Below are 22,767 nucleotides of genomic sequence, written 5' to 3' on the forward strand. Positions count from 1 at the left end.
GACTCTGACCCCTTTATTTGAGGACTTGATCAGTTCTCGAGGATCCAGGTGAACGAACCGCGGCGAGCATTTCGTGGTTGCCAATCCGGGCAGCCTGGCTTCGCGCCTGACGGGGATCATCACGGGCGATATCCAGGTGACGGTGCCGCAGTTCGACCTCGAAGCCTATAACGGTGGCATCATGGCCAGCCTGACAGAGCTATATGGCGCGACAGCCGACCGTTAGCCGTCACCACTCAGGCCTGAAGGCAGAGGCGCAAACGATCGCGCGAGACAGTCTGGCCTGAATTTAGTATACTAAATCATGGCACCGTAATGCTCCCAACACAGCACCGGTGACACCGTATGCGTCCGTTGGCGTTGGTTGGTCCGCTCCAAATCCTACTACAAAAGGTGCAACATATCATGTGGCCAAAACTCAAACAGTGGCGGCTGACGTCAGTGTTCCAATGAGCTCTGGCGCGAAAGCTGCCTCAGTTAGATTCCAAGCATTGGTAAGTATGAGTAAGAAATTTTTGAAGGAAGTGGGGTTAAATTTTAATTAAAATGGGATGGATGGTGTTCGGTGTTATCTCGTTTGTGGTGTCGGCTAGCTCGATTGTTTGGGTTTACTCAACTGATTTGCTTGCGACGCTTGTTCTCATTTTTTGGGCCTCTTTATCTGTGATACTCGTATATGGGTGCAGGTGCCCTAAATGTAGAATGGGTATTGCCGAGAACGATACTCTTTACAGTCCGATGCAAGGTTTAAAGTCTTATTGTCCCAGATGTGGACGCACGCGAAAAGGGGTTTGGCCCTACCAATATCTAATTCAACAGGAACGCTGGGATGGCGATTGATTAGCCGCTGTAACGCAAAAATACGGTGAAAAATACCGTGACATGATATCATTTACATAATTTGCAGTGCTACTGCACTATCCTCAACGGGTTTGTGAAGGAGGTGTCATGGCCAGACGAGCACGCATAACGGTTCCGGGTGTTCCGTACCGCGTGACGTAACGCGGCAATCGTCGCGAAGCCATTTTCTTGGAAGCTGGCGACCAAGAGATTTATCTCGATCTGCTGGCGGAACAGCTGCGCCGGTGTGGTCGCATTCCCTTCGCGCCTTCGCGTCTTCGCGTGAGATATCTTGACGGTCTTTGTCCACCGCCACATGCTGTCCGAACTGTCGCAAAATTTCACGCGAAGACGCGAAGACGCGAAGAAGAAAGAAATTTAAGGGTCAGCGACAGGTTTTGAACATCAGAGCAGCGGTAATTGAGATTCAGGCGACGACCGGGTCTGATCTACAATGGCCTTTAACATCCGAGATCGAATCTCCGGTAATGTCACCACCGTACGCAACATCAGGAGCCCGGTCTGAAGCAGGATCAGGCCAGCGAGAGCAAGCGATCCGAAGCCGACAGATTGTTGTCGATCAGGAACTTGGCCAGACCGTCGGCGCGCATGCGGCGGTTTTCGTCAAAGGCCAGGCCTTCCTCGCGCGACCACGTCACCAGCCTCAAAGCCTCGTCGACACTGACATTTTTGAAGTCGGTCGCGGCCATCGACTTGATGCCGGTGGTGACCGATAACTCGCGCGTGCGGTTGTCGATATGGACGACCAGGCCCGGCCGCTTGGCCTGGACGGCGAAGGCGACGCCGTGATAGCGCGGGCCGATGGCGGCATCGTAGTGGCGCAGGAAGTCGATCCAGCTATAGCCGTCATAGAAGGCGAAGGCGTGGCGGCCGAACCAGCGCACCATCTCCTCGACTGACCCGAAACGGCCGCCGTAGGCTTCCAGGACGTTCGGCAGCTTCGACTCGTCGTCTTCCGTGAACTGGCCGGTGGCCAGCGAGATCATGATGTCCGGATGCTGGATGACATAGGCGCCATGCGTCGCCGTCACGATATCGACCAGATTGCCCTCCAGGGCGCGGGTCTGCGGGTGATAGGGGTTGCCGGCAGCCACCGCGATCTTGGCATCGGTGTCGCTGACCTCGGCGGCGGCAATGCTCTCGCCCAGGGTCTGGTCGGGCGAAATGAACAGGGACGGGCAGCCGGTGACGAAGGAGTCGAAGCCGATATCGGCCAGGACGCCGCGCGTATAGTCGCCGCGCACGCCGATATTGGACTGCGACGAGTCATTCAACTTGCCGACAACACTCAGAAAGTGACGTGTGCCTTCGGGTATCTCGATCTCGGTTTCATAGTTGGTCGTCTGGGCACCCAGTCCCACCAGGGTCACGGGCAGGCCGAACAGATCCAGGCGATCGCCCCAGCCCTTAAGGTCGGCATGCTTGCCGATCTGGTTGGCGCAGCAGATGACCAGGTGATCGAAATGCTGGCGGACACGGTCGGGATTTTCGTGCCAAGCGGTAACTGCGTACCTGTTTCCCAGCGATAGCTTGGTGCCCATGACGAAGGCAAGGTTGCCGGTATTGCCGCCGACAGCCGCACTGTAGCGCTTGGTAACCGGTTCAAAGGCTTCAAGTTCTTTAAAACTGCGGATATCCGCAAGATTATCGATAATGCCGACCCGCTTCGTCTTGTTCATTCGTCTTTGTCACCAACCTGCACAGGGAGAGTTTCTCTAGAGAAATTCCATCACCATGGCAAGCCGCGAGGTCGGCATAAATTCCCGGCGCGGCTGAAATTTCCTCGCTAACGTTTGGATGTTGCGGTGCAACGCTTTTTTCCCTATAGTTTCTGTGGCTTGCCGGGGGGCAAACACAACCAAGGTGGAGCAAGAGTGATGGCCAGGATCGAAAGCAGCAAGAAAAAGACGGGAAAGCCCCGCGGCAAGGTCGTGAAGGCGCTCCGCCCGACGCCTGCCGCGATCGACAACGGCCTGCCGGCGATCCAATGCTGGTTCCAGAGCGAGAAAACAGCCTTCCAACTTGATGACGGCGGCCGCATCTCCGCCTGGTTCAGCAAGCAGGGCAGCGGCGGCAATGCCGTTCAGGACGATGTCGCCTTTCGAGCGGCGCCGGGTACAGATGCGTCCTGCGTCGTTTTTGACAACGCCTATTTCGACATGCCGCAGTTGGAAGAAACGGCCTTTGTCGCCAGCAATCAGCTGACGGTCGGCCTGAACATCCGCTTTATCGCTGACGCCGTTGCGACGCCTGGGGTCATCCTGTCCAAGGGCGATTTCACCTCTCGCACCCTCTATATGGATTTTTTCAAGAATACCCTGCGGGTCAAGCTAGGCCAGGCCGGGATCAAAACGGTCGACGTTTCGCCCTGGTATGGCAAGCAGGTCCGGCTGGTGGTCATCGCCGACGGCACCAACTACAGCGTCTATATCGATGATGAGGCTGTGATCAGCGACGTCGCCTACGGGACGATCGGCGCCGATGCTGCACCCTTTCGCCTGGGCGCGCGCGACAAGGCCGAAAAAGGGGCCTGTCCTCTGGCTGACGCCGCCATCGCCGCCCTCGTCATGGGCTCCACTGCCGCCAGCGAAGCCCAGCGCCAACAATTGGGCCAATATCTGGCGTAGCGCGCTTTTCATACCGGCCGGATACTTCTAAAAAACGAGGTGCCTTGAAGACGCGAAGGGTGCGTCGGTCCGTCATGACCGGCGCGTCCTCTCAACTTTTGGAGACCTTGATGCCCGAACTGGCGAGTCTGACCGTCGAGTTCATTGCCAACGCCTATGTGTTGCCCCTGACGAAACTGCACCTGGCCGGCGCGGGGCGCGGCCATTTCGATGGCGGTGCCTACTACGCAGACGGCAACGTGTGTCCGGCCGCCCTCCACATCAAGGAGGCGTATGACAACCAGCCCGTGCCGTTCGATACGCAGGGCGTGACCGGGCAATTGGAAGGCAGCCACGTGTTCGGTGGCATGCTGCAGAATGAGCACTTCGGTCACTTCATGGTAGAGTCCCTGTGCCGGCTCTGGGCCCTGTCGACTCTGGACGGCGATTTCAGGTCGCTGGTCTATTACAACCGCATACCGCGGGCGCCGACGGCGAACTTCATACCGCAGGTGTTGGACCTGCTGTGTCCCGGCGTCCCGATCACCCTGATTCGCGAACCTACGCGGATCGCGCGCCTGGCCGTGCCGACGCCGATCTGCAATCCCAAAAACGGTGTCCTGCTGGGACATTCGGCGATGGCGGCGATGCTGGCGCCGGTGCGGGCCTTGCGCGGGGCAGGGCATAAGCGAATCTATGTGTCGCGCGCCAGGCTGAAGCCAGCTGACGGTATGATCCTGGGCGAGACTTTCATCGAGAAAAGCCTGGAAGCCGAAGGCTACCACATCGTCTATCCGGAAGAGCTGTCGATAAGCGAACAGTTCAAGCTGTACAACGATGCCTACATGCTCGTCTTTGCCGATGGCTCGGCGGCGCATCTCTATGCCCTGGTGGCGCGGCGCAATCAAAAAGTTTTTATTATCTGGCGGCGGAAACTCAACTATACATATATCCGTCAAATTCAAAGCTTTGGAGGTTACAAGGTCCACGGTGAGTCCACCATCACAGAACTGTTCGTTCCGGCCGATGCTCCGGAGGCTGTCACCCAAGGCAAGGGACGGCCGGATTTCAACAGTCTGAAAGCTCAGCTTCAGCGAGCGGGCTGCATAACGGGCCGTGGCTGGCAGGCGCCAACGGAGGATGACATTCGCAGGCAACTCGCGGATATAGAAGAAACTTTAAATATCAGGCTGGTTCGTCAGACGATCCAGCCCGGGACCTAAGGGTCAGACAGGTACAAAGGTAGAGTGATGAAGGTATTGGAAGGCAAGGACGGCTTCCTGTTTCTCGACAACGATTCCAACGGCGTGGTCGCCCAGCATACGGGCGCGACTCCGCTGACAGAGCACAACCTGGCCCAATGGCGCGAGACCCTTGAGGCGCGGGCAAGGAAACTGTCAGAGGAGGGTTTGCGGCTTTTTTTCGTCGTGGCCCCCGACAATCACGCCATCTATCCGGACAAGCTTCCCGATGCCGTGTCCCCAGCGGCCGAACGGCCGGTGCATCAGGTGCAGAAGATCGCGGGCAGCATAGAAAACATTACCTTTGTCTATCCTTTACCCGAGATCCTCGCACAGCGGCCGCATCACTTGATGGCGTGCACGACCGACTCGCACTGGTCGCACTATGCCGCGTTTCTCGCCTATCGCGCGGTCATGGCTGAGATCATCAAGATCCGGCCGGATGTCCGCGTCCTGGAGGCGGAGGACATTACCTTCGATGCGCGGGATTTCCTGGGCGACCTGGGCTCTAAGCTGGAGCCGCAGATCGTCGGCCGGACCATTTACGGCAAGGTCGCCAAGCCGCGCGTCAAGCTGATCAGCGACAACAAGGTCGTAAACCGTGGCAATATCGTTGTTTATGAACAGGCAGACACCAGCCTGCCATCGGCGGTCATGTTTCGCGATTCGTACGGCCTGTGGCTGGCGCCGTTTCTGGCCGAGTCCTTCCGCCGCCTGATGGTGATAGCCTCACCGGTCTATGAACACGACTATGTGGCGGCGGAAAAGCCGGACTTCGTGCTGACAGAGTTGTCGGAACGGTTCCTGATCCGACCACCCAACGACGTGACCGATCCGACAACGCGCAGCCTGATCGAGGCCAAGACCGCTCAAACCGGTGCGTAAGGCGCGCACGTAAGGTCCTTGCTTAACGCAGTGCCGATTGCAGCACGTCGCGCATGGCTTTGAAACTGTGCGACCGCGCAATATGGTTGCGGCCGGCTTTTGACAACGTCACCCATCGCCGGGCCGGAAGATTGTAGAGCCTCAGAGTTTCGGCAATGAGGGCCTCGGCGGTATCCGCCGGGAAGACCGTCTTTCCGGCCATCAATCCCATGCCTTCGGCACCAATACCTGTCGCCACCACCGGCACGCCGTGGGCGAGGGCGGCCAGCACCTTGCCCTTCGCCCCGGCGCCGTAACGCAATGGCGCCACAAACACCCGGGCCTGGTCGAACCAGGGAGTCAATTCGGGCACTGTGCCGGTGACGAGAACTCTGTCGCCAGCCCGGGCTCTGAGGCTGTCGGGCGGGTTGGAGCCGACCAGAAGCAGGCGCGCCTGCGGTAACTGTTGTGCCAGCCGGGGCCACAGCGCATCGAGCAGCCACAGGGCGGCATCGACATTGGGCGGATGGTTGTATCCGCCCAGGAACATCACGTCCTTGCGTTTGGCGTGGGCGGGTCCGGGCGCGGCCACGGTTTCGATCAGCGGCAGCACATGAACGCGGGCTCCCGGTACTTCCTTTCGCAAGATGTCGCCTTCGACGGTCGAATGGACCAGGACAGCGTCGCAGGCGCCGGCCAGATGCATTTCCTTCTTGCGGTAACTGGCCGCGGTCTCCAGCAGGGCCGGCGTGTTCTCAACCTGGGCCTGGCGTTCCAGCCGTAGAAAATGCAAGTCGGCATTGAGGAACAGGATGCGGGCGCGCGGCGCCATGCGCTGAATAAGGCTGAGGTTCTTGGCGGCGACGTCGGCGCGGATCAACTGGACGACATCGTACATCATCCCGGTACGGCCGAGAAGAGCGCCCAGAGAGGTGTCATAAGGGGCGTAATGACATTCCACCCCCATGGCCTGGAGCGCCTCGACCTTGTCGCGTTCGAACAGGAAATTGTCTTCGGGCACGAAGCTGACCTTGTAGCCCAGGTCCTGATAGGCGCGAATCAGATTGACCGTCGCCTGCGAGCCGGCATCCTCGCCCGGTGTCGGGTTGGTCATGTCGATGATCAGCACACGCTTTTGCACCTCGCGTTCGCGTTCGGCCCAAACCTGAGTACCGTTGGCGCGATGGTGTTGCAGGCTATCGTGCCAACGGGCGAAGAAGGTCTGGCCGTTCTTGACCTGGTGCGCTTTGGTACCCTTCGTGGTGTCGGTGCCCGAGGTCTTGCCTTCGTAATGGATGACGCGCGAAAGGGGCTGGTAAATCGTGCGATAACCCCTGGCGCGCAGGCGGAAAGCCAGGTCAGTGTCTTCGTAATAGGCCGGACGGTAGAGGTCGTCGAAGCCACCCATCTCCTGCCACACCGTCACCGGCAGGCAGATTGCGGCGGCGGAAACATAGTCTGCGTCGCGCGCATGGCAATAACGCGGTCGGTTGGGATCGTCGTCGCGGCCATAGTTCCAGGCCGAGCCGTCGCGCCAGACAATGCCGCCGGCTTCCTGCAGGCTGCCGTCGGGATACAAGAATTTGGAACCCGCCAGGCCCGCGGTCGGAAAATCGCCAAATGTCGCGATCAGGCGGTCGAGCCAGCCTTCGCATACCCGGGTGTCGTTGTTGAGAAGGACCAGATAGCGCCCAAGCGCTGTCTCTGCCGCCTTGTTGCAGGTGGCGACGAAGCCTTCATTGTTCGTGTAGCTTAGGGCGTGGATGCCGGTGAGCTTTTGCAGCCATCGCTTCGTGTCGTCGGGAGAGGCGTCGTCGGCGACGATAATCTCGAAACGGTGACGGCTGACGTGGGGGAGCAGGGCGTCGAGGCAGTTCAGCGTATAGCCCAACTGGCCGTAGACCGGGATGACGATCGAAACCTCAGGCTTCTCCTGGGAGCGGGCCGGGTAGGCGTTCAGCGCTGCCACGGCCGCTTCGACATCCGGCGTCTCACCGGTCAGCCCGAAGCGGGCCATAAAGGCCACGCCACGGCGGCCTTCGGTCAGCACGGGATCGTCAGGGCGGCTGTTATAGATGCCCGTGTCGTCAGTCCTGGACTTGCATTCGACCGCGTCGCCACGCAGCGGCCAGCGGTGTTTGCGCGCCTCTTCGGGCGCAAAGCCCGGCCGGCCCAGGCCGCTGTGCGCGCCGCCGCTGTCCAGCCGGCTAAAAATGTCTCCCAGCCGTGTTGACGGTTCGGTGCGCCGGCCTTCATTTTCGCCGGCGCGCAGATAGTGGACAAACGGATTGATCCCGCGCCCTGCCACGTCGCGGTGGGCATCGAGGTAGAAGTCGGTGCTGAAATCGGCTGCCGGATCGAAGCCCTCGTGGATACCGAAAACAACATAGTGGGTAACAGGGTCGAGGCGAGCATGCGCCGTGCCTGACAATTGCAACTGATAGAAGCTGTAGTCGAGTTGCGCACCCCCGCGCAGGTAACGCATGGCCCGGAAGGCTTCCGCCGCGGCTCCCCAACCGTGGCGTCGCGCCTTGCGCAAGGCCCAGACGGCGTCCGACAGAAGATAACCTTTTGCGAGATTCAGCATGATTACCCAGATTCGGCCCGGAGTCGAAAGTGTCGCCGCAGCCCGGGCATTGATGCGGACGGAAACGCGCCGCGTCAAGGCAATGAAATGGTTAAGGGCTTGAAAAAGCGGACTTCGCAGGGCAAGACAGGGAGACGGAGCGGGGGCTCCGTTTTGCGCAGGGTTTCCTATGGCGGTCGACGCAATTGTGAGGGGGCTGAAGGCGGTCAAGTCCAGGCTTCTTGCCTTAGCCGAACCCCTGATTCGCTCGCTTGAGCCAGAACCGGGTGCGAAGGAAATCGCTACCGTCCATGCCTTGATCGAGGACCTGCGGCAGGCCGAAGCGGTGACACAGGGGCAACTGGCTCGGCGCATCGCAGATTTGCTGGAAAGCGGGCCCAAAAAGGCCAGCCTGGCAAAACTGGCCATTGTCGACCATCCTTTGGCGCAGGCTGCCTTTGGCGAAGTCTTCACGCGCGACCATATCCAGTTGCTGATCGACCTGGCCAACGCCGCGAAAGAGGCCGGTACGCCCGAGTTCGAGACCGGCTTTCACCGGATTCTGGCCACGCGGCAGCCCGACTTTTACTGGCCGCAATATCGCCTGGCAGTGTTCGAACTGGAGCGAGGACGGCCCGACCTGGCGCTGCCCCGGTTGTGCAAGGTAACTGAGGCCGAGCCGGGCTTTTTCTGGGGCTGGTACCATCGCGCTTCGGCCGAGAATGCCGTCCTTGGCGCTGAGGCCAGCCTGTCCGCCCTGCGCAAGGCCATGGAAACGGCCAATGAGCCGTCGTTGCATCTGGACGTACAGGCCTTCACCATCATGGCCGGCCTGCCATGGAGCGACGAGATTGGCGACCTGCTCAACCGTATCCTGAGCTACCGCGTCTTTTCGGATGATGACCTGAGCCGGGTGACAAAGGCCCTGGCTGGCGCTGTGACGCGTGGCGAGGCCATGGCGCCCGAACCGCTGATGCCGGCCCTGGCGGCTGATCTGGCGGAGGCGGGTAACGGCGGGGCCATTGTCAACTGGTGGCCGGTCCATGTGCTGGTGGCCCTGGCAGCGACCGCTGCGTGCTCGCCCCACGCCGGGGATCTCCTGCGACAAGCCGTGCTGGCGGTGCGCGTTGCCACGTCGCGTGGCAGCGCCTGGGAAATCTTCGCCGGGTATCTATACGCTCCGGCCGAAGCGACGGTGCGACGACTGGCCGCTGTGGCGCGGACGCCGGAGATCACGGCTCAGATTATGGAGCTGGCCGAGACTTGCCTGATCGAATTTGATGGCGGGACGATCACGGAAAGCCTGCTGGATCTGCTGGCGGCCGAAGATTTGTCACCCTTACAGACCCGGCGCGTGGCGCGCTTGCGCATCGGGGCCCTGACCCGCCGCGGCGCCACAGCCGAAATCGCCGCCGCTACCGCCGGCATGGGCCGCGCCGAACTGGAGGCCGACACCGGCTTGCTTTTCGCAGATATCCGCGCACGCTTAGCGCTTGCGGATGGTTCGGGTTCGGATTCGGGTTCGGGGCTGGGTCTGGTCAGAGAGATCGAAGCCATTCTGGTCATGGTGGAAGAACCTGGCCGGTTGGCCGATCCGGACCGTGCCCGAGTCGGACGAATGCTGGACGAAGGCGTGCAAAAGGCTTTCGCCAGTCTGTACGATGTGGCCAAGGCGCGCGGCCTGAACGGCGATGAACGCCTGGAGGCGCATGACTGGCGGAGCCATCTGCAGCGCGTTGCTGCCATCGTTGCGCGGCTGGAAGCGGTCAAACACCGGCCGGCGGAACGCATCCCCTTGTTGCGGCCGAAAGTGGTGATCCTGACCAGCCCCTACTTGCCTCAGGTACGCCACTATCGCGCCGAGCAGATGGCCGAATTACTCCAGGTTCTGGAGATCGACCATGAGGTCCATGACCTCAACGACCTGACCGCCGATCAGGCGCGGCGGATCTGTGCTGACGCCTCGGTGGTGGTGTTTCAGCGCCAGCCGGCGACGCCTTTTGTGCTCGGCCTGATGGCCGCCATGCGCAGTCTGGGCAGCAAAATCCTCTACGATATCGATGACCTGATCTTCGACACGGCGCATTTCCCGCCGCCGTTATCGGACTACGAAGGCAATATCGACCGTGCCACCTATGTCCATCTCGTGTTTGATTGTGCCCTGTTCAGCGAGGCGCTGAACTTTGCTGACGAGATCATCGTGTCGACGATGAGTCTGCGCGACCGGGTGACGGAGGTGCTGCGCGACGACAAGCCGATCCATTTGCGGCGAAATTTCGCCGGCGCCGAGGTCCAGCGCGCGGCCACGCGCAACGCAGCGGTGGAACGTGATGGTAACACGGTGCGCCTGTTTTATGGCAGCGGCACCAAGGCTCATAAAAGCTACTTCATTCACACTGTCATCCCGGCCCTGGTCGAAGTGCTGAAAAGCCATGCCAATGCCCGCCTGGCCCTGGTTGGCTATTTCCCGGAACTGCCGCTGTTCGATGCCGTGCGCGACCGGGTCGACGTGTTGCCGCCAGCCATGACCTTCGCCGATTTTCTCGACCTGATGGCGCAACATGATATCAGCATCGCACCGCTGGACCTGTCCGAAGCCACCGATGCCAAGAGCGAGTTGAAATGGTTCGAAGCCGCTGCCGTCGGCCTTGCCTCCGTGGTATCGCCGACGAGGAACTATTGCGAGACCATCGAGGACGGCGTCCATGCCCTCTTCGCCGACGACCAGAGGCAGTGGCAGACAGCCCTGTCGCGGCTGATCGCGGATGCGACCTTGCGCCGCGACCTGGTAGCGCGATCGCAGGCGGTAATTGCCGAACGCTATTGCGCGGAGCATTGGGCCGGCGAGCTTCGCGACAGCGGAGCACTGACGGTCGATCCGGTCCACCTGATGCCGCCAGACCTGATGCCGCCAGACCTGATGCCGGGCAGGGGCAAGACCCGGCTTTTGGTCGCGAACACCTATTTCTGGCCACAGTCGATCGGCGGCGCGACGCGGATCGTCGAGACCTATGTCGACGACCTGCTGCAGCGTTACAGCGAGGACTACGACGTCTTTGTCCTGTGCGCCCAGGGCGAGCCGGACGCAGACTCGGACTATCAATGCGAAACTTTCTGGTATGGCAGCGCCCTGGTCACCCGGATCAATGTGCCCGCGCGTGACTGGTCCGATCCGTTCGACGACAAGGTCGAGGCCCTGATCACGGAGTTGATCAAACGCTGGCAGATCGATGTCGCCCATCTGCACAGTATTCAGATCCTGACGGCTTCGGTTGCTCGCGCCCTGAAAGCGGCCGGTGTGCCCGTTCTTCTGACCCTGCACGACGGCTGGTGGCTGTCCGAGCATCAGTTCCTGGTTGACGACAGCGGCCAGCCGTTCAAGCCCAATGCGCAAGGCACCGAAATCCACAGTTCGTTCACGCGGCGGATGACAACCCAGGCGCGGATGCGTCGCCGCAGAGATCTGGGTGCGATGCTCAAAACCATCGATCAGGTGGTGGCGGTTTCGGAGGCCTTCGCCCAAGTTTATCACGATGCCGGCTTTCCTAAGGTGGGCGTTCATGAAAACGGCGTTGTACCGGTTAAGATCGAGTTCGAACGCCATAGGCCCCAGGGCCGGGTCCGTGTCGGCTTTATCGGCGGCCGATCCGAGCACAAGGGCTATGGCCTGCTGCATCGCGCCGTATCGAAGGGGGGCTTGCCCAATATCGACCTGGTTGTGGTCGACCATGGTCAGCCCTATGGCTTTGAACGCGAGGAAGCTTTGGGCGACAGCCGTTTGATCACCCTGGGCAAGGTGCCGCAGTCGCGGGTGGCCGAACTCTATACCCGTTTCGACGTTCTGGCGGCGCCGTCGATCTGGCCGGAAAGCTACGGCCTGGTGACGCGCGAAGCGCGCTTTGCCGGCCTACCGGTCCTGGTCAGCGATGCCGGCGATCTTGCCCGCGGCATCGAGGACGGCCTTGATGGCTGGATCGTACCAGCCCATGACGAAGCGGCGCTTTGCGCCATGCTGGCGCGGTTGAATGCCGAGCCGGGCCTCGCCGATATCCGGCCCCGTATACCGAAAGTGGTGACGGTGTCCCAGGCCGTCGACGACCTGGTCGTGCGCCTGCGCCAATTGATGTCGGCGAGGGCGCGAGGTTGACTTTCGCCGGAAAGCAGGCTGAACCTGACGCTCTTTTTGTTGTCTGGAGCGGGATGGTTTTGGTCAGGATCGCAAACGCGCTTTGGGTTTTTGTTTTGTCGCGCAATTTAACCGAAAACGGGAGCGCCCGTGCGGGTGCGTCACACTTTATCGGATTGCGCTCTAGTTTTTGTTTCGTCGCGCAATTTAGCCGAAAAGTGCGTCACACTTTATCGGATTGCGCTCTAGCCGAGATTTGCTGATGATTGCCGATTGCGATTCCGCCCATGCCCTGAGTGAGGTTGAGGCGGCGCGCGCCCGTAACGACAAGGCGGCGATGGCGACATGGGCCGAAACCGCCACGGGCTGTGATTTCGAGGATCCGCTTGATTTCGTCAGGATCGGCATTCACCTGCGCGACGTCGAACTGTTCGATCCGGCGACAAGGATGTTCGATTTCGTACTGAAGCGCGATCCCGGCCATGGCGCCGCCTGTTATGAACTGGCCTGGCTGCACATGCTCCATGGCCGCCATGTCGAAGCTTTCCTGGCGCTGGAGCCCGGTCTGGAGCGTAACCTCTCCGATGCCCGCGCGCTCAGCCTTGCCATCCGGCTGCTTTTCGGCATGGGCTCGAAAACCTATACCCAGGCAATGATCGGACAGTTGAAGCACGTCCAACCGAACCATCCGGCATTGGCGTGGCACGAGGCGTTCAACGACTATGTCTCGACTTTTTCCGAAAAGATCGCGGTCATGGCCTGCCTGAAGGTCGAGCGATTGCCGGCCTATCTTAAGGAACCGGCTGTGGCTACCCGTATCGAGGAGGCGCTGCGCGTCAGGGCCGGGTTTTCGCTTATCCGTTTGGGCGATGGGGAGGGGGCTTTTCTGCGCCTGTCGGACGCCGACGAACGCAGCTATTGCGGCCTTTACCGCTATAACCGGCTCGATCGATCGCATGTCTGGTTCAACGGTACGATCGACATCTATGCCAGTGGTTTTGCCGAAACAGCGTTCGGCCTGGACAAGGTGATCGAAAACGCCGATGTCGCTGGCCTGCCTTACAAGACGTGGATCGAGCACGAATACCGCATCGTCAGCCCGACGGGCATAAGTTCACTGGTCAATGTATTCCGCCTGCTGGCCACCTTCTCGCCCAACCCGGCGCGGTTCTACACTGCCCAGCGTATTCACATCGAGTTGGCGCGATCGGGGGCTTTGAAGCGCATTATTCAGTCGCAAAAAGATATCGGACTGATTGCCTGCCACCCGGCGCTGCCGGCGTTTATCCGCGATACCTATGGCGTCGAGGTCTCGGATTTCCATCGTATTCCGGGCGAAAAGCTGTTCGAAACCATTATCGGCGGTGAGGCGGCAGCGGGTATCCACTATCCCGACCGCTTCAACGCGATCATGGACAGCTTGGGCCGCGCCGACCTGAGCGGGAAGCTCTACCTTGTTGCTGGCGGCATACTGGGCAAGTTCTACTGCGACCGCATCAAGAAGAGCGGCGGCGTGGCGGTCGATGTCGGTTCTCTGGTTGATGCCTGGATTGGCGCCAATACCCGGCCGGGCTATGAGAGCCTGAAGGGGACGATTTAGAGCGCAATCCGATAAAGTGTAACGCACCCGCACGGGCGCTCCCGTTTTCGGAAAAATTGCGCGACAAAACAAAAAGTTAGAGCGGGGTCTTGATTCCATCAAAACTCATCCCGCTCTAGAGCTACGCTTGCGACCTCGCCTGCAGGCAAAGCGGTGGAACGATAAGGTGCTATAGGGCTGTTTATGCTGGTGCGTTGTCAGCTTCACCGAAATAGGCGTCCAGATCGGCATAGGGCGGGTTCTTCCACGGCATGACCGGAGCCTTCCACAAGGCATCCAGATCGACCGTCATAAGCTCGGTCGCCAGGTCGGCAATATCGTTGCGCAAGCCGAAATCCAGCACCACGCCACGCGAATAGGCCGCGACCCGCTCGCCCTGGGCGCCGACGTTGAGCGCGATCACCGGTATGCCGATGGCCAGTGCAATCGACAGGGCGTAGCAATAGGTTTCCGGCCAGGTCGACAGGCCTAACACCGCGTGGGGCCGGATCTTGTTCAGGACCTCTATGGCTTCGGCATTGTTCTGGTAGGCGCCGTGGACGAAGATCGCCTTGTCATCGGGCAGGTCCTCAAGGTCGCAATAGCCGACCAGATGGATCTCCATATCGATCTCGTAGGTATTGATATAGGATTTCAAGGCCCGCAACAGGCGCGAACCCTTGTGCGGCCCGATGGCGCCAAGGACGGCGAAGACCAGCTTTTCGCCCGGCCGCGGGAACTTGTTGTTCAGCGGGCGCAGGCCCTGCAGGTCAGGTTCCCAGTGCGGCCGCACGACAACTGGCAGTTCCGGTTGGCCCCACAGATAGCGCGGTGCGCTCTGTGACGGTGAGACAACCCGGCGTGCGGCGGTCAGCAAGGACATGTGATGGGCGCGCCATTCGACAACATCGAGATCCGGCGTCGTGGCAAAGGTTCGCACGCAGCCCTGGCACTTTTCGACCGGCTGCGGGCCGTCGCAATAGGTCTGGCTAACGTGGGTGAAGTTGGCGCGCGGACAATGGACGGCGAAATCGTGCAGGACATAGACCAGCCTGTCGGCATGCTCGGTCAGCAAAGCCGTCAGGGCCGAGCGCAGACGGGCGGCCGCGCCGATCATCGAGTTGAACAGTATCCATTGCGCCCCGCCCGCCAGACGGCGCAGCGCCGTGACAAAGGCTTCGAGCGGCACGGCGCCCAGGTTGTCGAAGCGCGTCGCCACGCCCGGGAATTGCGGCAGGATGGCGACGCAGGCGCCGCCTGTGATGGTGATGTCGATAAAAGCCGTCTTGGCCGTTTCGGCCAGGCCGGTCATCTGGTCGACATAGGTCTGGATGCCGCCACCCAGGCCATGCGAAATCGAGAGCACATAGGGGTGTTCGGCACACAGTCGGGCCAGGCGCTCCAGGTCGTAGGCCTGACGGACCGGTTGCAGGGGGTCGCCGTGCATGAAATCGAACACCGCCATCTCGTACAGGGGGTAGCGGCCTTTCAGCACCGCCTGGCCTTCCTCGTACTCGGTTTTGTGGGTTTCGGCGAAGGAGACGCTGCCGTAGTGGGTGACGAAAACGTCGGGCGCGGCGACATTGCGCATGCCTTCGCGCAAAGCCCGCTGGCAGAAATCGACCTCTTCGCCATAGCCCTTGCCGAAGGCGGCGACGTCCAGTCGGCCAACGCGGTCGAGCGCCTCGCGCGAGATAAACATGGCGAAGCCGACGCCGGTCAGGACATCGACCGGCGCCTGATCAAGGGTACATGCCATCGAGGCGAGATCGGCATGGGGCACTTCCAGGGCGAAACGGTTGTCGGTGCAGAAGCGCGGATAGCTCATGATGGTGGCATTGTTCGACATCGGCGTGATGGTCGCGATGGTCGGATCCGCCGTGAGGTGGGCCTGCATTCGGTCGAGCCAGCCGTCGTAGACCACGGTATCGGCATTCAGCAATACGACATGGGCCGGGCCGGCGGCTTCCACAAGGCTCAGCCCCTTGTTGACATTGGCGACGAAGCCGAGATTGACCTCGTTATAGACATGGTCGGCGCCGAGCTTTCCGCAAATGGCGGCTATGTCTTGTGACAGTTTGGGATCGGGCGAATGGTCGTCCAGCACCAGCAGTTTGAACGGGGTTTCGCACCGGGCGGTCACGGCAGCCTTAAGCGCCCCGAGCGTTTCATCATAGCCGCGATAGACAGGCAGGATGACATAGACGAAGGGTACGACGGGTTCGTTAAAAGCCAGATAGCCAGGTGACAAGGCGATCGTGTCGAATTCGGCCATTGTGACCGTCGCCGGGCGCAGGGCCGGATAGCCCGTAGGCGTAGACAGGCGGCCTTCAGCTTGCCCAGTGGTCAGGTAATGATGGAAGGCGTTGACGCCCAGGGCCTTTACGTCCGGATTGAAATGCAGGTAGTCGGCCGATGAGAATTCACGGTTCGGGTCGAAACCGGCGGCCTCGCCGTAAAAGTAATAGTGGGCGGCCGGATCGATGTCCGTTTCGTTCAGCCCGGGCAATTTGGAGCGGTAGTAATCGACATCCAACTTGTCGCGGATCAGGTTGAGCGCCGCCGCTTCGACAGGCGGAAGCGAAAACAGACGGTTCATGGGCCCGGAGCGGCGCAGTTCCTTGAAGCCATAGCGGGCATAGTGGAGCAGGGGATTCGTGCCGCTGTCCGCGACATCAGCATTGTGCTCGAGATAGAACTGCTCGTCGAACCGTGGTATCGGCTTCAGCCCGCTGTTATAGCCGTAGATGAAGTAGTGCATCACCACGTCGACGCCGCATTTCACGTCGTGGCCCGATTGCGAAAAATAGTAGGTGCGGTCGGTGAAGGGTTTCATGCGCTCGTAGAGCTCGATCCCAAGCTCCGACAGGACTTCGACCGCAAAAATCTTGGCCATGCGGCGACGGCCTTCGTACTGGCCGTGCTTGATATAGTGGATCAGTGGACTTCCGGCGACATGAACATCAGGATTGGACGTCAGGTAAAACTTCGTGTCGAAGCGTGGCGACGGGTTCAGTCCGTCCTTCCATCCCTGGGTATTGTAGTGATCGAGCGCCTCTTCTTGGGTTTCAAAGGGCGGGTTGCCGAAGTTCTGCCTGTAGAAATCGAGGTCGAACAAATCCAGGACGGTGAAGGTCGTCCCGTACAATTCCTTCAGCATGAGGTGACCTTGTTGCGGCTATTATGTCAGAAAGCCTTGGATGTTAAAAATCTTGCGGTTTTTAGGCCGTGGGGGCTTGCGCTGTCAAGCCGGCTGCTGCGCTGCAGTAGGTTCTTTGGGGGCAGGCCGTGGTCGCCGCTGGATGCCTGCGATGGCCCCGGACGCTTGCGCCTGGCCGACCATCACTTTATGGCGAAAGCGGTTCTGGCAATCCGATTTTCGATGACAAGGCGGTAATTGCCTCTTAGACTTCCCGATAATTCATTCATTGCGTTGTTAAATCAAGGCTTGGCCCTGGCTACGATCATGCAGAATCCCTATGCCGGGAAGCCCGACCACCAGTTTTGGCGCCGGAGCGTAACCGGACGGGCAAGCGATGGCGTCGATCCCGTCGTCCATACGGGCTTTACTCTGACGCGCGATGCCAGGGTGGCGACCGCGGGCAGTTGCTTTGCCCAGCATGTGGCGCGCACCCTCCGAGAGACAGGCTTTAACTACCTGATTACCGAAACGGGGCCGGCGCATGGCTTTTCGGGGACGGAAAATTACGGTGTCTTCTCGGCGCGCTACGGCAATATCTATACTGTGCGACAACTGCTCCAGTTGTTTCGCCGCGCCTACGGGTTGTTTCAGCCGGAGGATAGCGCCTGGCGCCGCAGTGACGGCCGCTACGTCGATCCGTTCCGGCCCTATATCCATGAGGCCGGTTTTGCCTCGCCCGAGGAGGTTGAGGCCGAGCGCGAAAGCCATCTGGACGCCGTACGCCGGCTGTTCGAGGACAGCGACGCGTTCGTTTTCACCCTTGGCCTGACCGAAGCCTGGGAACGGCTGAGCGACGGCGCCGTTTTCCCGCTGGCGCCCGGCGTGGTTGGGGCAGAGGTTAAGCCGGAGGATTATGGCTTCCATAACTTTACCGTCGCCGAGATGGAGGCGGATTTGGGCGAGGTCCTCAAGCGGTTGCATCGTATCAATCCGGCGTGCCGTGTGCTGCTGACCGTGTCTCCGGTGGCGCTGATTGCAACCTATGAGGACAGCCATGTGCTGACGGCCAATACCTATTCGAAGTCGGCGCTGCGGGTTGTGGCCGGACAACTGGCCCAGGCCTTCGATTTCGTCGACTATTTCCCGTCCTATGAGATCATTCTGGGACCCCATGCTGGAGCTTCCTTTTTGGCGCCCGACCTGCGCGAAGTGACGACGGAAGGTGTCGCCTGCGCCATGGCGATCTTTGCGTCGCACTACCTTTCAGAAGACGAACGCGGCACGTCGCGTCCGGTTGGCAAAGACGTGCCCGACGTTGATGACATCGCGCGACAGCGAGCTTTTATGGCGGAGATTGCATCTGTCATTTGCGACGAAGAAAATATAGATACGCCTTCATGACACCGTGTTTGAAGATTTCCATTGTCGGAGGCTGCCAGAGTGACGGCCTTCGAGAAGCCACCCTGGCCCTGTTACCCGGCAGCCATGTCCAGTCCTGGCACGTCGGCGTCAGCCCGATAGATCCGCCAGACGTTATTCTGGACAAGATTGCCGGATCCGATCTCGTCCTGTCTCAGATTCAGCCGGAACAGGGCTATGATGTCCTGACGGCTGAGATGTTGACGACAAAGGGGTATCAGGCGCACTTCGTCCCGACCTTTATCTTTCCGGGGTTTCATCCTGACCTGATCTATATTGCCGATGAAGAAGGCCTGGTGAATGCCGTTCACTGCGCGTTTCATTCGCGTATTGCCGTAGCCGCGTTTCTTTTGGGCCTGACGCCACAAAAGACTCTGCCGCTTTATAATGCTGTCGTATTCAATGAACTGGGATTTTTTTCGACCTTCCCGGCCGCCAGGGCGGCGGTTGAACAGGGGTTGAGCGAGGCGGGCTTTCAGTCGGATGGTCTGGTTGATGGCTGGCTCCGCGACATCGGCCCCTTCATGTACATGGCCAACCACCCCCACATTCGCGTCCTGGCGACACTCTGCCAACAACTCTATGCCCGGCTCGGCTTGATTGCTCACACGACTCCCGTGCCCTCCGTCAAGACGGACCATCTTGGCAACAGCTTTACGTGGCCGGTCTATCCCGCCCTTGCCAAGCGACTGGGTGTGCCGGGATCAAATGACTTTCAGCGCCCGGCGTGGCTGGTGAAGCGGTGGGAGTCGCGCAAGATTTCCCTGGCCGCCTACCTGAGGGATTTGTTCACCTTCTACGCGACGCTACCGCGCCATCGCGTGGAATCCGATGCGGTCATGGACGTGAGGACAAAATTAGCCAGCCTTCTCGGCTGACAAAGGCGCGACGTCAGCCGTTGGCCAGGCACTTGTAGAGATACTTGCCATATTCGCTTTTGCCGAGATCTTCGGCCAGTTTTTCGAGCTGGGCGGCGTTGATGAAGCCCTTGCGCCAGGCGATTTCCTCGGGGCACGAGATCTTGAAGCCCTGGCGCTTTTCCAGGACACGGACGAATTCCGCCGCATCCAGCAGCGAATCCGGTGTTCCGGTATCCAGCCAGGCATAGCCCCGTCCGATCGGCTTGACGCTGAGTTGGCCGCGCTCCAGATAGATTCGGTTGACGTCAGTGATTTCGTATTCGCCGCGCGCCGACGGCGTGATGCTGTGGGCTATGTCAACCACTTGAGCGTCATAGAAGTACAGGCCTGTGATCGCCCAGTTGGATCGCGGCTTAATCGGCTTTTCCTCGACCGACAAGGCCTTGAATTGATGATCGAACTCGACCACGCCGTAGCGCTCCGGGTCGGAAACCTGATAGGCAAAAACACTCGCGCCGTGCTGGATCTTGGCAGCTTCCTCAAGGAAGGTGGCCAGGGACGGGCCATAATAGATGTTGTCACCCAGAATCAGGCAGGACGATTCACCGTTCACGAAATCCGCGCCGATCATGTAGGCCTGCGCCAGGCCATCAGGGTTTGGCTGTGCGGCATATTCGAGGTTGATGCCCCAGCGGCTGCCATCGCCCAGAAGTTTTTCGAACAGCGGCAGATCATGCGGTGTCGTAATGATCAGAATATCCCGGATGCCGGCCATCATCAGGGTGGTCAGCGGGTAGTAGATCATCGGCTTGTCGTACACCGGCATCATCTGCTTGGAGACCCCGATTGTCATCGGATGCAGCCGTGTTCCGGAACCGCCGGCCAGGATAATGCCCTTCATAAACGCCCTCTCATTACTGTTGAGCCGTGGCCAAAGCATCGAGGCACTGAGCAAGCGAGGTCGGCCACGGGTCCAGCCTCAAGCCGTAGATAGAGTACAGCTTGTCGCCGCTCAAGCGCGAATTGGCCGGCCGTTTCGCCGGGGTCGGATAATCGCTGGAAGGAATTGGATTGACCTTGACCGCCTTGCCACCACGCGCCACCGAATTCGTAAAGATGGCTTCAGCAAATCCGGCCCAGGTGGTTTCGCCTGAGCCGGTCAGGTTGAAGATACCGCGCAAGCCTGGGTCAGGATCAGCAACGACCTTCTGCGCCACGGTCAGTAGAGCGCGGGCGATTTCCGGGGCATAAGTCGGGCAGCCGCGCTGATCCGCCACCACGTTCAGTTCGTCGCGGCTCTCACCCAGGCGCAGCATGGTCTTCACGAAGTTATTGCCGTAGGGCGAATAGACCCAGGCCGTGCGCAGGATGACGAAATTCTCGGTATTGGCGGCGATCTGGCGTTCGCCGGCCAGTTTGGTTGCGCCATAGACGCTGGCGGGTTCCGGTGTATCGGCCTCGTCGTAGATGCCGTCCTTGGTGCCGGGGAAGACATAATCGGTCGACAGGTGCAGCAGGGGGACGTTAAGGACGTTGGCAATGCGGGCCAGTTCGCCGGGGGCGTCGCCGTTGATGCGCCGCGCCAGATCGGGCTCGGACTCGGCCTTGTCGACGGATGTATAGGCGGCCGAGGAGATGATGACGTCCGGGTTGGCAGCGCGAATCGGCGCTTCCAGGGTTTCGGGCTTAGACAGGTCGATGTCGGGCAGGCCGATGCGGATGACCTCGATGCCGAGTTTTTCGCCCAAGGCCTTTACCGAGGTATCGACCTGGCCTTCCGTTCCGGTGATGAGGACGCGCATCTTGTTATGCTTTCAGGACGCCGAGGCGTTCGCCGGTGTAGACGCCGCCGCGCAGAGGGGCCCACCAGGCTTCGTTGTCGAGGTACCACTGTACGGTCTTCTCGATGCCGGTGTCGAAGGTTTCGCGCGCCTTCCAGCCCAGTTCGGTTTCCAGCTTGGTGGCGTCGATGGCGTAGCGGTGGTCGTGGCCGGGGCGGTCGGTGACAAAGGTTATGAGATCTTCGTGCGGATGGTTTTTCGGGCGAAGCTGGTCCATCAGTGTGCAGATGCGGCGCACCACGTCGATATTCCTGCGCTCGTTGCGGCCGCCAACATTGTAGGTTTCGCCCGGGCGGCCCTTCGAACAGATCAGGTGCAGGGCGCGGGCATGGTCGTCGACATAGAGCCAGTCGCGGATATTGCTGCCGTCGCCGTACACGGGGAGGGGCTTGCCGTCCAGGGCGTTGAGGATGTTGAGCGGGATCAGCTTTTCGGGGAAGTGGTAGGGGCCGTAATTGTTCGAGCAGTTCGAGACAACAACCGGCAGGCCATAGGTGCGGTGCCAGGCCTTGGCCAGGTGGTCGGACGCGGCCTTCGAGGCCGAATAGGGCGAGGACGGATCGTAGGGGGTGGTTTCCTCAAACAGGCCGGTTTCACCTAGCGACCCGTAGACCTCGTCGGTCGAGACGTGCAGGAACCGGAAGTTCGCCTTGGCGTCGCCTTCGAGAGCGCCCCAGTAGTGGCGGGCGGCCTCGAGCAGGGTGAAGGTGCCCAGGACATTGGTTTCGACAAAGTCACGGGCCCCGGTAATCGAGCGGTCGACATGGCTTTCGGCGGCCAGGTGCATGATGTGGTCGGGCTTGAAGCCAGTGATGGCGGCGGTCACCGCGTCGCGGTCGCAGATGTCGGCCTTGACAAAGCGGTAGTTCGGCGCCGTTTCGATCGGAGCCAGAGACTCCAAATTTCCGGCATAGGTCAGTTTGTCGAGATTGAGCACGTCTGCGCCAACCTCGGACACCAGGTACCGCACCACGGCCGACCCAATAAAACCGGCGCCGCCGGTCACAAGAATGCGCATGGTTCGAAGTCCGTTGAAAATCAGGAAATTAAAGAAGAAAGCGGGGGTTGAACCCTGTCTTTATCCGACAAAACTGCTGTTGCGATGTCGATCGGCCAGACGATGCCGATTTCCGGGTCGTCGAAGGCCAGGCCGGCATCATTCGGCCTGGAATAGGGGTTGGTGACCTTGTAGAAGACTTCGGTATCGGGCTCAAGGGTGCAGAAGGCGTGGGCAAAGCCGTCGGGAATCCACAGCTGTTCGCCGTTTTCTGCAGTCAGCGTCGCGCCGACCCACTTGCCGAAGGTGTCAGAGCCGGGGCGAATATCGACGGCGACGTCGAAGATCGAACCCTTCAGGCAGCGGACCAGCTTGCCCTGGCCGAAAGGCGCCGTCTGATAGTGCAGCCCGCGGATCGTGCCCACCTGCCGTGACAGCGACTGGTTGTCCTGAACGAAGGTGACGTCCTCGACGTTTTCACGGAACCAGGCGTCCTTGAACGCTTCCATGAAAAAGCCCCGGTCATCGCCGATCATTTTCGGACGGATAAGGGCCGGGCCCTGGATATCGAAACGCTCAGACAGCATAAGGCCTCTTGGGAGTGTAGCACAACACACCCAATCAGCAAATCACCTGCCAGGAGTCAATTCCTAACCTGGCGTCAG

At 60.3% G+C, this 22,767-nt stretch carries 15 protein-coding genes; 8 read left to right on the forward strand and 7 right to left on the reverse strand.

The window, feature by feature from the left end:
* Positions 1-73: 73 nt before the first annotated feature.
* Positions 74-226 carry a hypothetical protein gene (locus ABAC402_RS40345; protein WP_023450865.1) on the forward strand — a complete coding sequence of 51 codons (153 nt, stop codon included), beginning with the start codon at positions 74-76 and terminating at the stop codon, positions 224-226.
* A 1,147-nt stretch (positions 227-1,373) separates the two neighbouring features.
* Here the strand turns inward: ABAC402_RS40345 and ABAC402_RS36550 are convergent.
* Complete coding sequence (locus tag ABAC402_RS36550; RefSeq protein ID WP_023450867.1) at positions 1,374-2,540, reverse strand: polysaccharide pyruvyl transferase family protein; 1,167 nt, start codon at positions 2,538-2,540, stop codon at positions 1,374-1,376.
* Positions 2,541-2,738: 198 nt separating this feature from the next.
* On the opposite strand from ABAC402_RS36550, the gene ABAC402_RS36555 reads away from it, so the two are divergent.
* The 3 genes from ABAC402_RS36555 to ABAC402_RS36565 all read left to right on the forward strand — a co-directional run bounded on the left by ABAC402_RS36555 (position 2,739) and on the right by ABAC402_RS36565 (position 5,593).
* On the forward strand, positions 2,739-3,488 hold the full coding sequence (locus ABAC402_RS36555; RefSeq protein ID WP_023450868.1) for a hypothetical protein: 750 nt from the start codon (positions 2,739-2,741) through the stop codon (positions 3,486-3,488).
* A 110-nt stretch (positions 3,489-3,598) separates the two neighbouring features.
* Entirely contained in the window at positions 3,599-4,690 is a 1,092-nt protein-coding gene (locus ABAC402_RS36560) for a glycosyltransferase 61 family protein (protein WP_162148539.1), read from the forward strand.
* 27 nt (positions 4,691-4,717) lie between these two features.
* Positions 4,718-5,593 (forward strand): hypothetical protein, encoded by an 876-nt coding sequence (locus ABAC402_RS36565; protein ID WP_023450870.1) that lies wholly within the window; start codon positions 4,718-4,720, stop codon positions 5,591-5,593.
* Between the two features lie 22 nt (positions 5,594-5,615).
* Here ABAC402_RS36565 and ABAC402_RS40350 read toward each other — a convergent pair whose 3' ends face one another.
* On the reverse strand, positions 5,616-8,159 hold the full coding sequence (locus ABAC402_RS40350) for a glycosyltransferase (RefSeq protein WP_023450871.1): 2,544 nt from the start codon (positions 8,157-8,159) through the stop codon (positions 5,616-5,618).
* Between the two features lie 169 nt (positions 8,160-8,328).
* Here ABAC402_RS40350 and ABAC402_RS36570 point away from each other — a divergent pair, with 169 nt between their 5' ends.
* Together ABAC402_RS36570 and ABAC402_RS39505 are read left to right on the forward strand one after the other, a co-directional pair.
* Positions 8,329-12,285, forward strand: coding sequence for a glycosyltransferase (locus tag ABAC402_RS36570; protein WP_023450872.1), 3,957 nt, complete (start codon positions 8,329-8,331; stop codon positions 12,283-12,285).
* A 241-nt stretch (positions 12,286-12,526) separates the two neighbouring features.
* Positions 12,527-13,864 (forward strand): hypothetical protein, encoded by a 1,338-nt coding sequence (locus tag ABAC402_RS39505; protein WP_023450873.1) that lies wholly within the window; start codon positions 12,527-12,529, stop codon positions 13,862-13,864.
* Between the two features lie 181 nt (positions 13,865-14,045).
* Here ABAC402_RS39505 and ABAC402_RS36580 read toward each other — a convergent pair whose 3' ends face one another.
* Positions 14,046-17,003, reverse strand: a complete 2,958-nt coding sequence (locus tag ABAC402_RS36580) for a glycosyltransferase (protein WP_023450874.1) — start codon at positions 17,001-17,003, stop codon at positions 14,046-14,048.
* Positions 17,004-17,309: 306 nt separating this feature from the next.
* Here ABAC402_RS36580 and ABAC402_RS36585 point away from each other — a divergent pair, with 306 nt between their 5' ends.
* Both ABAC402_RS36585 and ABAC402_RS39510 read left to right on the forward strand, forming a co-directional pair.
* Positions 17,310-18,386 (forward strand): GSCFA domain-containing protein, encoded by a 1,077-nt coding sequence (locus ABAC402_RS36585; RefSeq protein WP_023450875.1) that lies wholly within the window; start codon positions 17,310-17,312, stop codon positions 18,384-18,386.
* Entirely contained in the window at positions 18,383-19,282 is a 900-nt protein-coding gene (locus ABAC402_RS39510) for a WcbI family polysaccharide biosynthesis putative acetyltransferase (protein WP_023450876.1), read from the forward strand. Before ABAC402_RS36585 ends, ABAC402_RS39510 begins: the two co-directional genes overlap by 4 nt.
* Positions 19,283-19,295: 13 nt before the next feature.
* Here ABAC402_RS39510 and rfbA read toward each other — a convergent pair whose 3' ends face one another.
* From rfbA to rfbC, 4 genes are read right to left on the reverse strand one after another with little or no spacing between them, the layout of a single operon-like run.
* Positions 19,296-20,165: a glucose-1-phosphate thymidylyltransferase RfbA gene (gene rfbA / locus ABAC402_RS36595; protein WP_023450877.1), complete on the reverse strand. Its 870-nt coding sequence runs from the start codon at positions 20,163-20,165 to the stop codon at positions 19,296-19,298.
* A 13-nt stretch (positions 20,166-20,178) separates the two neighbouring features.
* Positions 20,179-21,066, reverse strand: coding sequence for a dTDP-4-dehydrorhamnose reductase (rfbD, locus tag ABAC402_RS36600; RefSeq protein WP_023450878.1), 888 nt, complete (start codon positions 21,064-21,066; stop codon positions 20,179-20,181).
* 4 nt (positions 21,067-21,070) lie between these two features.
* On the reverse strand, positions 21,071-22,123 hold the full coding sequence (rfbB, locus tag ABAC402_RS36605; protein ID WP_023450879.1) for a dTDP-glucose 4,6-dehydratase: 1,053 nt from the start codon (positions 22,121-22,123) through the stop codon (positions 21,071-21,073).
* Between the two features lie 20 nt (positions 22,124-22,143).
* On the reverse strand, positions 22,144-22,689 hold the full coding sequence (rfbC, locus tag ABAC402_RS36610) for a dTDP-4-dehydrorhamnose 3,5-epimerase (RefSeq protein ID WP_023450880.1): 546 nt from the start codon (positions 22,687-22,689) through the stop codon (positions 22,144-22,146).
* Positions 22,690-22,767 lie beyond the last annotated feature (78 nt).

Source organism: Asticcacaulis sp. AC402 (genome assembly GCF_000495835.1).
Taxonomy (GTDB): domain Bacteria; phylum Pseudomonadota; class Alphaproteobacteria; order Caulobacterales; family Caulobacteraceae; genus Asticcacaulis.

Coding starts and splice junctions, on each gene's coding strand:
- ABAC402_RS36550 (WP_023450867.1), bottom strand. CDS start 2,540: ATGAACAAGACGAAGCGGGTCGGCATTATCGATAATCTTGCGGATATC.
- ABAC402_RS40350 (WP_023450871.1), bottom strand. CDS start 8,159: ATGCTGAATCTCGCAAAAGGTTATCTTCTGTCGGACGCCGTCTGGGCC.
- ABAC402_RS36565 (WP_023450870.1), top strand. CDS start 4,718: ATGAAGGTATTGGAAGGCAAGGACGGCTTCCTGTTTCTCGACAACGAT.
- ABAC402_RS36560 (WP_162148539.1), top strand. CDS start 3,599: ATGCCCGAACTGGCGAGTCTGACCGTCGAGTTCATTGCCAACGCCTAT.
- ABAC402_RS39510 (WP_023450876.1), top strand. CDS start 18,383: ATGACACCGTGTTTGAAGATTTCCATTGTCGGAGGCTGCCAGAGTGAC.
- ABAC402_RS36580 (WP_023450874.1), bottom strand. CDS start 17,003: ATGCTGAAGGAATTGTACGGGACGACCTTCACCGTCCTGGATTTGTTC.
- ABAC402_RS39505 (WP_023450873.1), top strand. CDS start 12,527: ATGATTGCCGATTGCGATTCCGCCCATGCCCTGAGTGAGGTTGAGGCG.
- rfbD (WP_023450878.1), bottom strand. CDS start 21,066: ATGCGCGTCCTCATCACCGGAACGGAAGGCCAGGTCGATACCTCGGTA.
- ABAC402_RS36585 (WP_023450875.1), top strand. CDS start 17,310: ATGCAGAATCCCTATGCCGGGAAGCCCGACCACCAGTTTTGGCGCCGG.
- rfbB (WP_023450879.1), bottom strand. CDS start 22,123: ATGCGCATTCTTGTGACCGGCGGCGCCGGTTTTATTGGGTCGGCCGTG.
- rfbC (WP_023450880.1), bottom strand. CDS start 22,689: ATGCTGTCTGAGCGTTTCGATATCCAGGGCCCGGCCCTTATCCGTCCG.
- ABAC402_RS36570 (WP_023450872.1), top strand. CDS start 8,329: ATGGCGGTCGACGCAATTGTGAGGGGGCTGAAGGCGGTCAAGTCCAGG.
- ABAC402_RS36555 (WP_023450868.1), top strand. CDS start 2,739: ATGGCCAGGATCGAAAGCAGCAAGAAAAAGACGGGAAAGCCCCGCGGC.
- rfbA (WP_023450877.1), bottom strand. CDS start 20,165: ATGAAGGGCATTATCCTGGCCGGCGGTTCCGGAACACGGCTGCATCCG.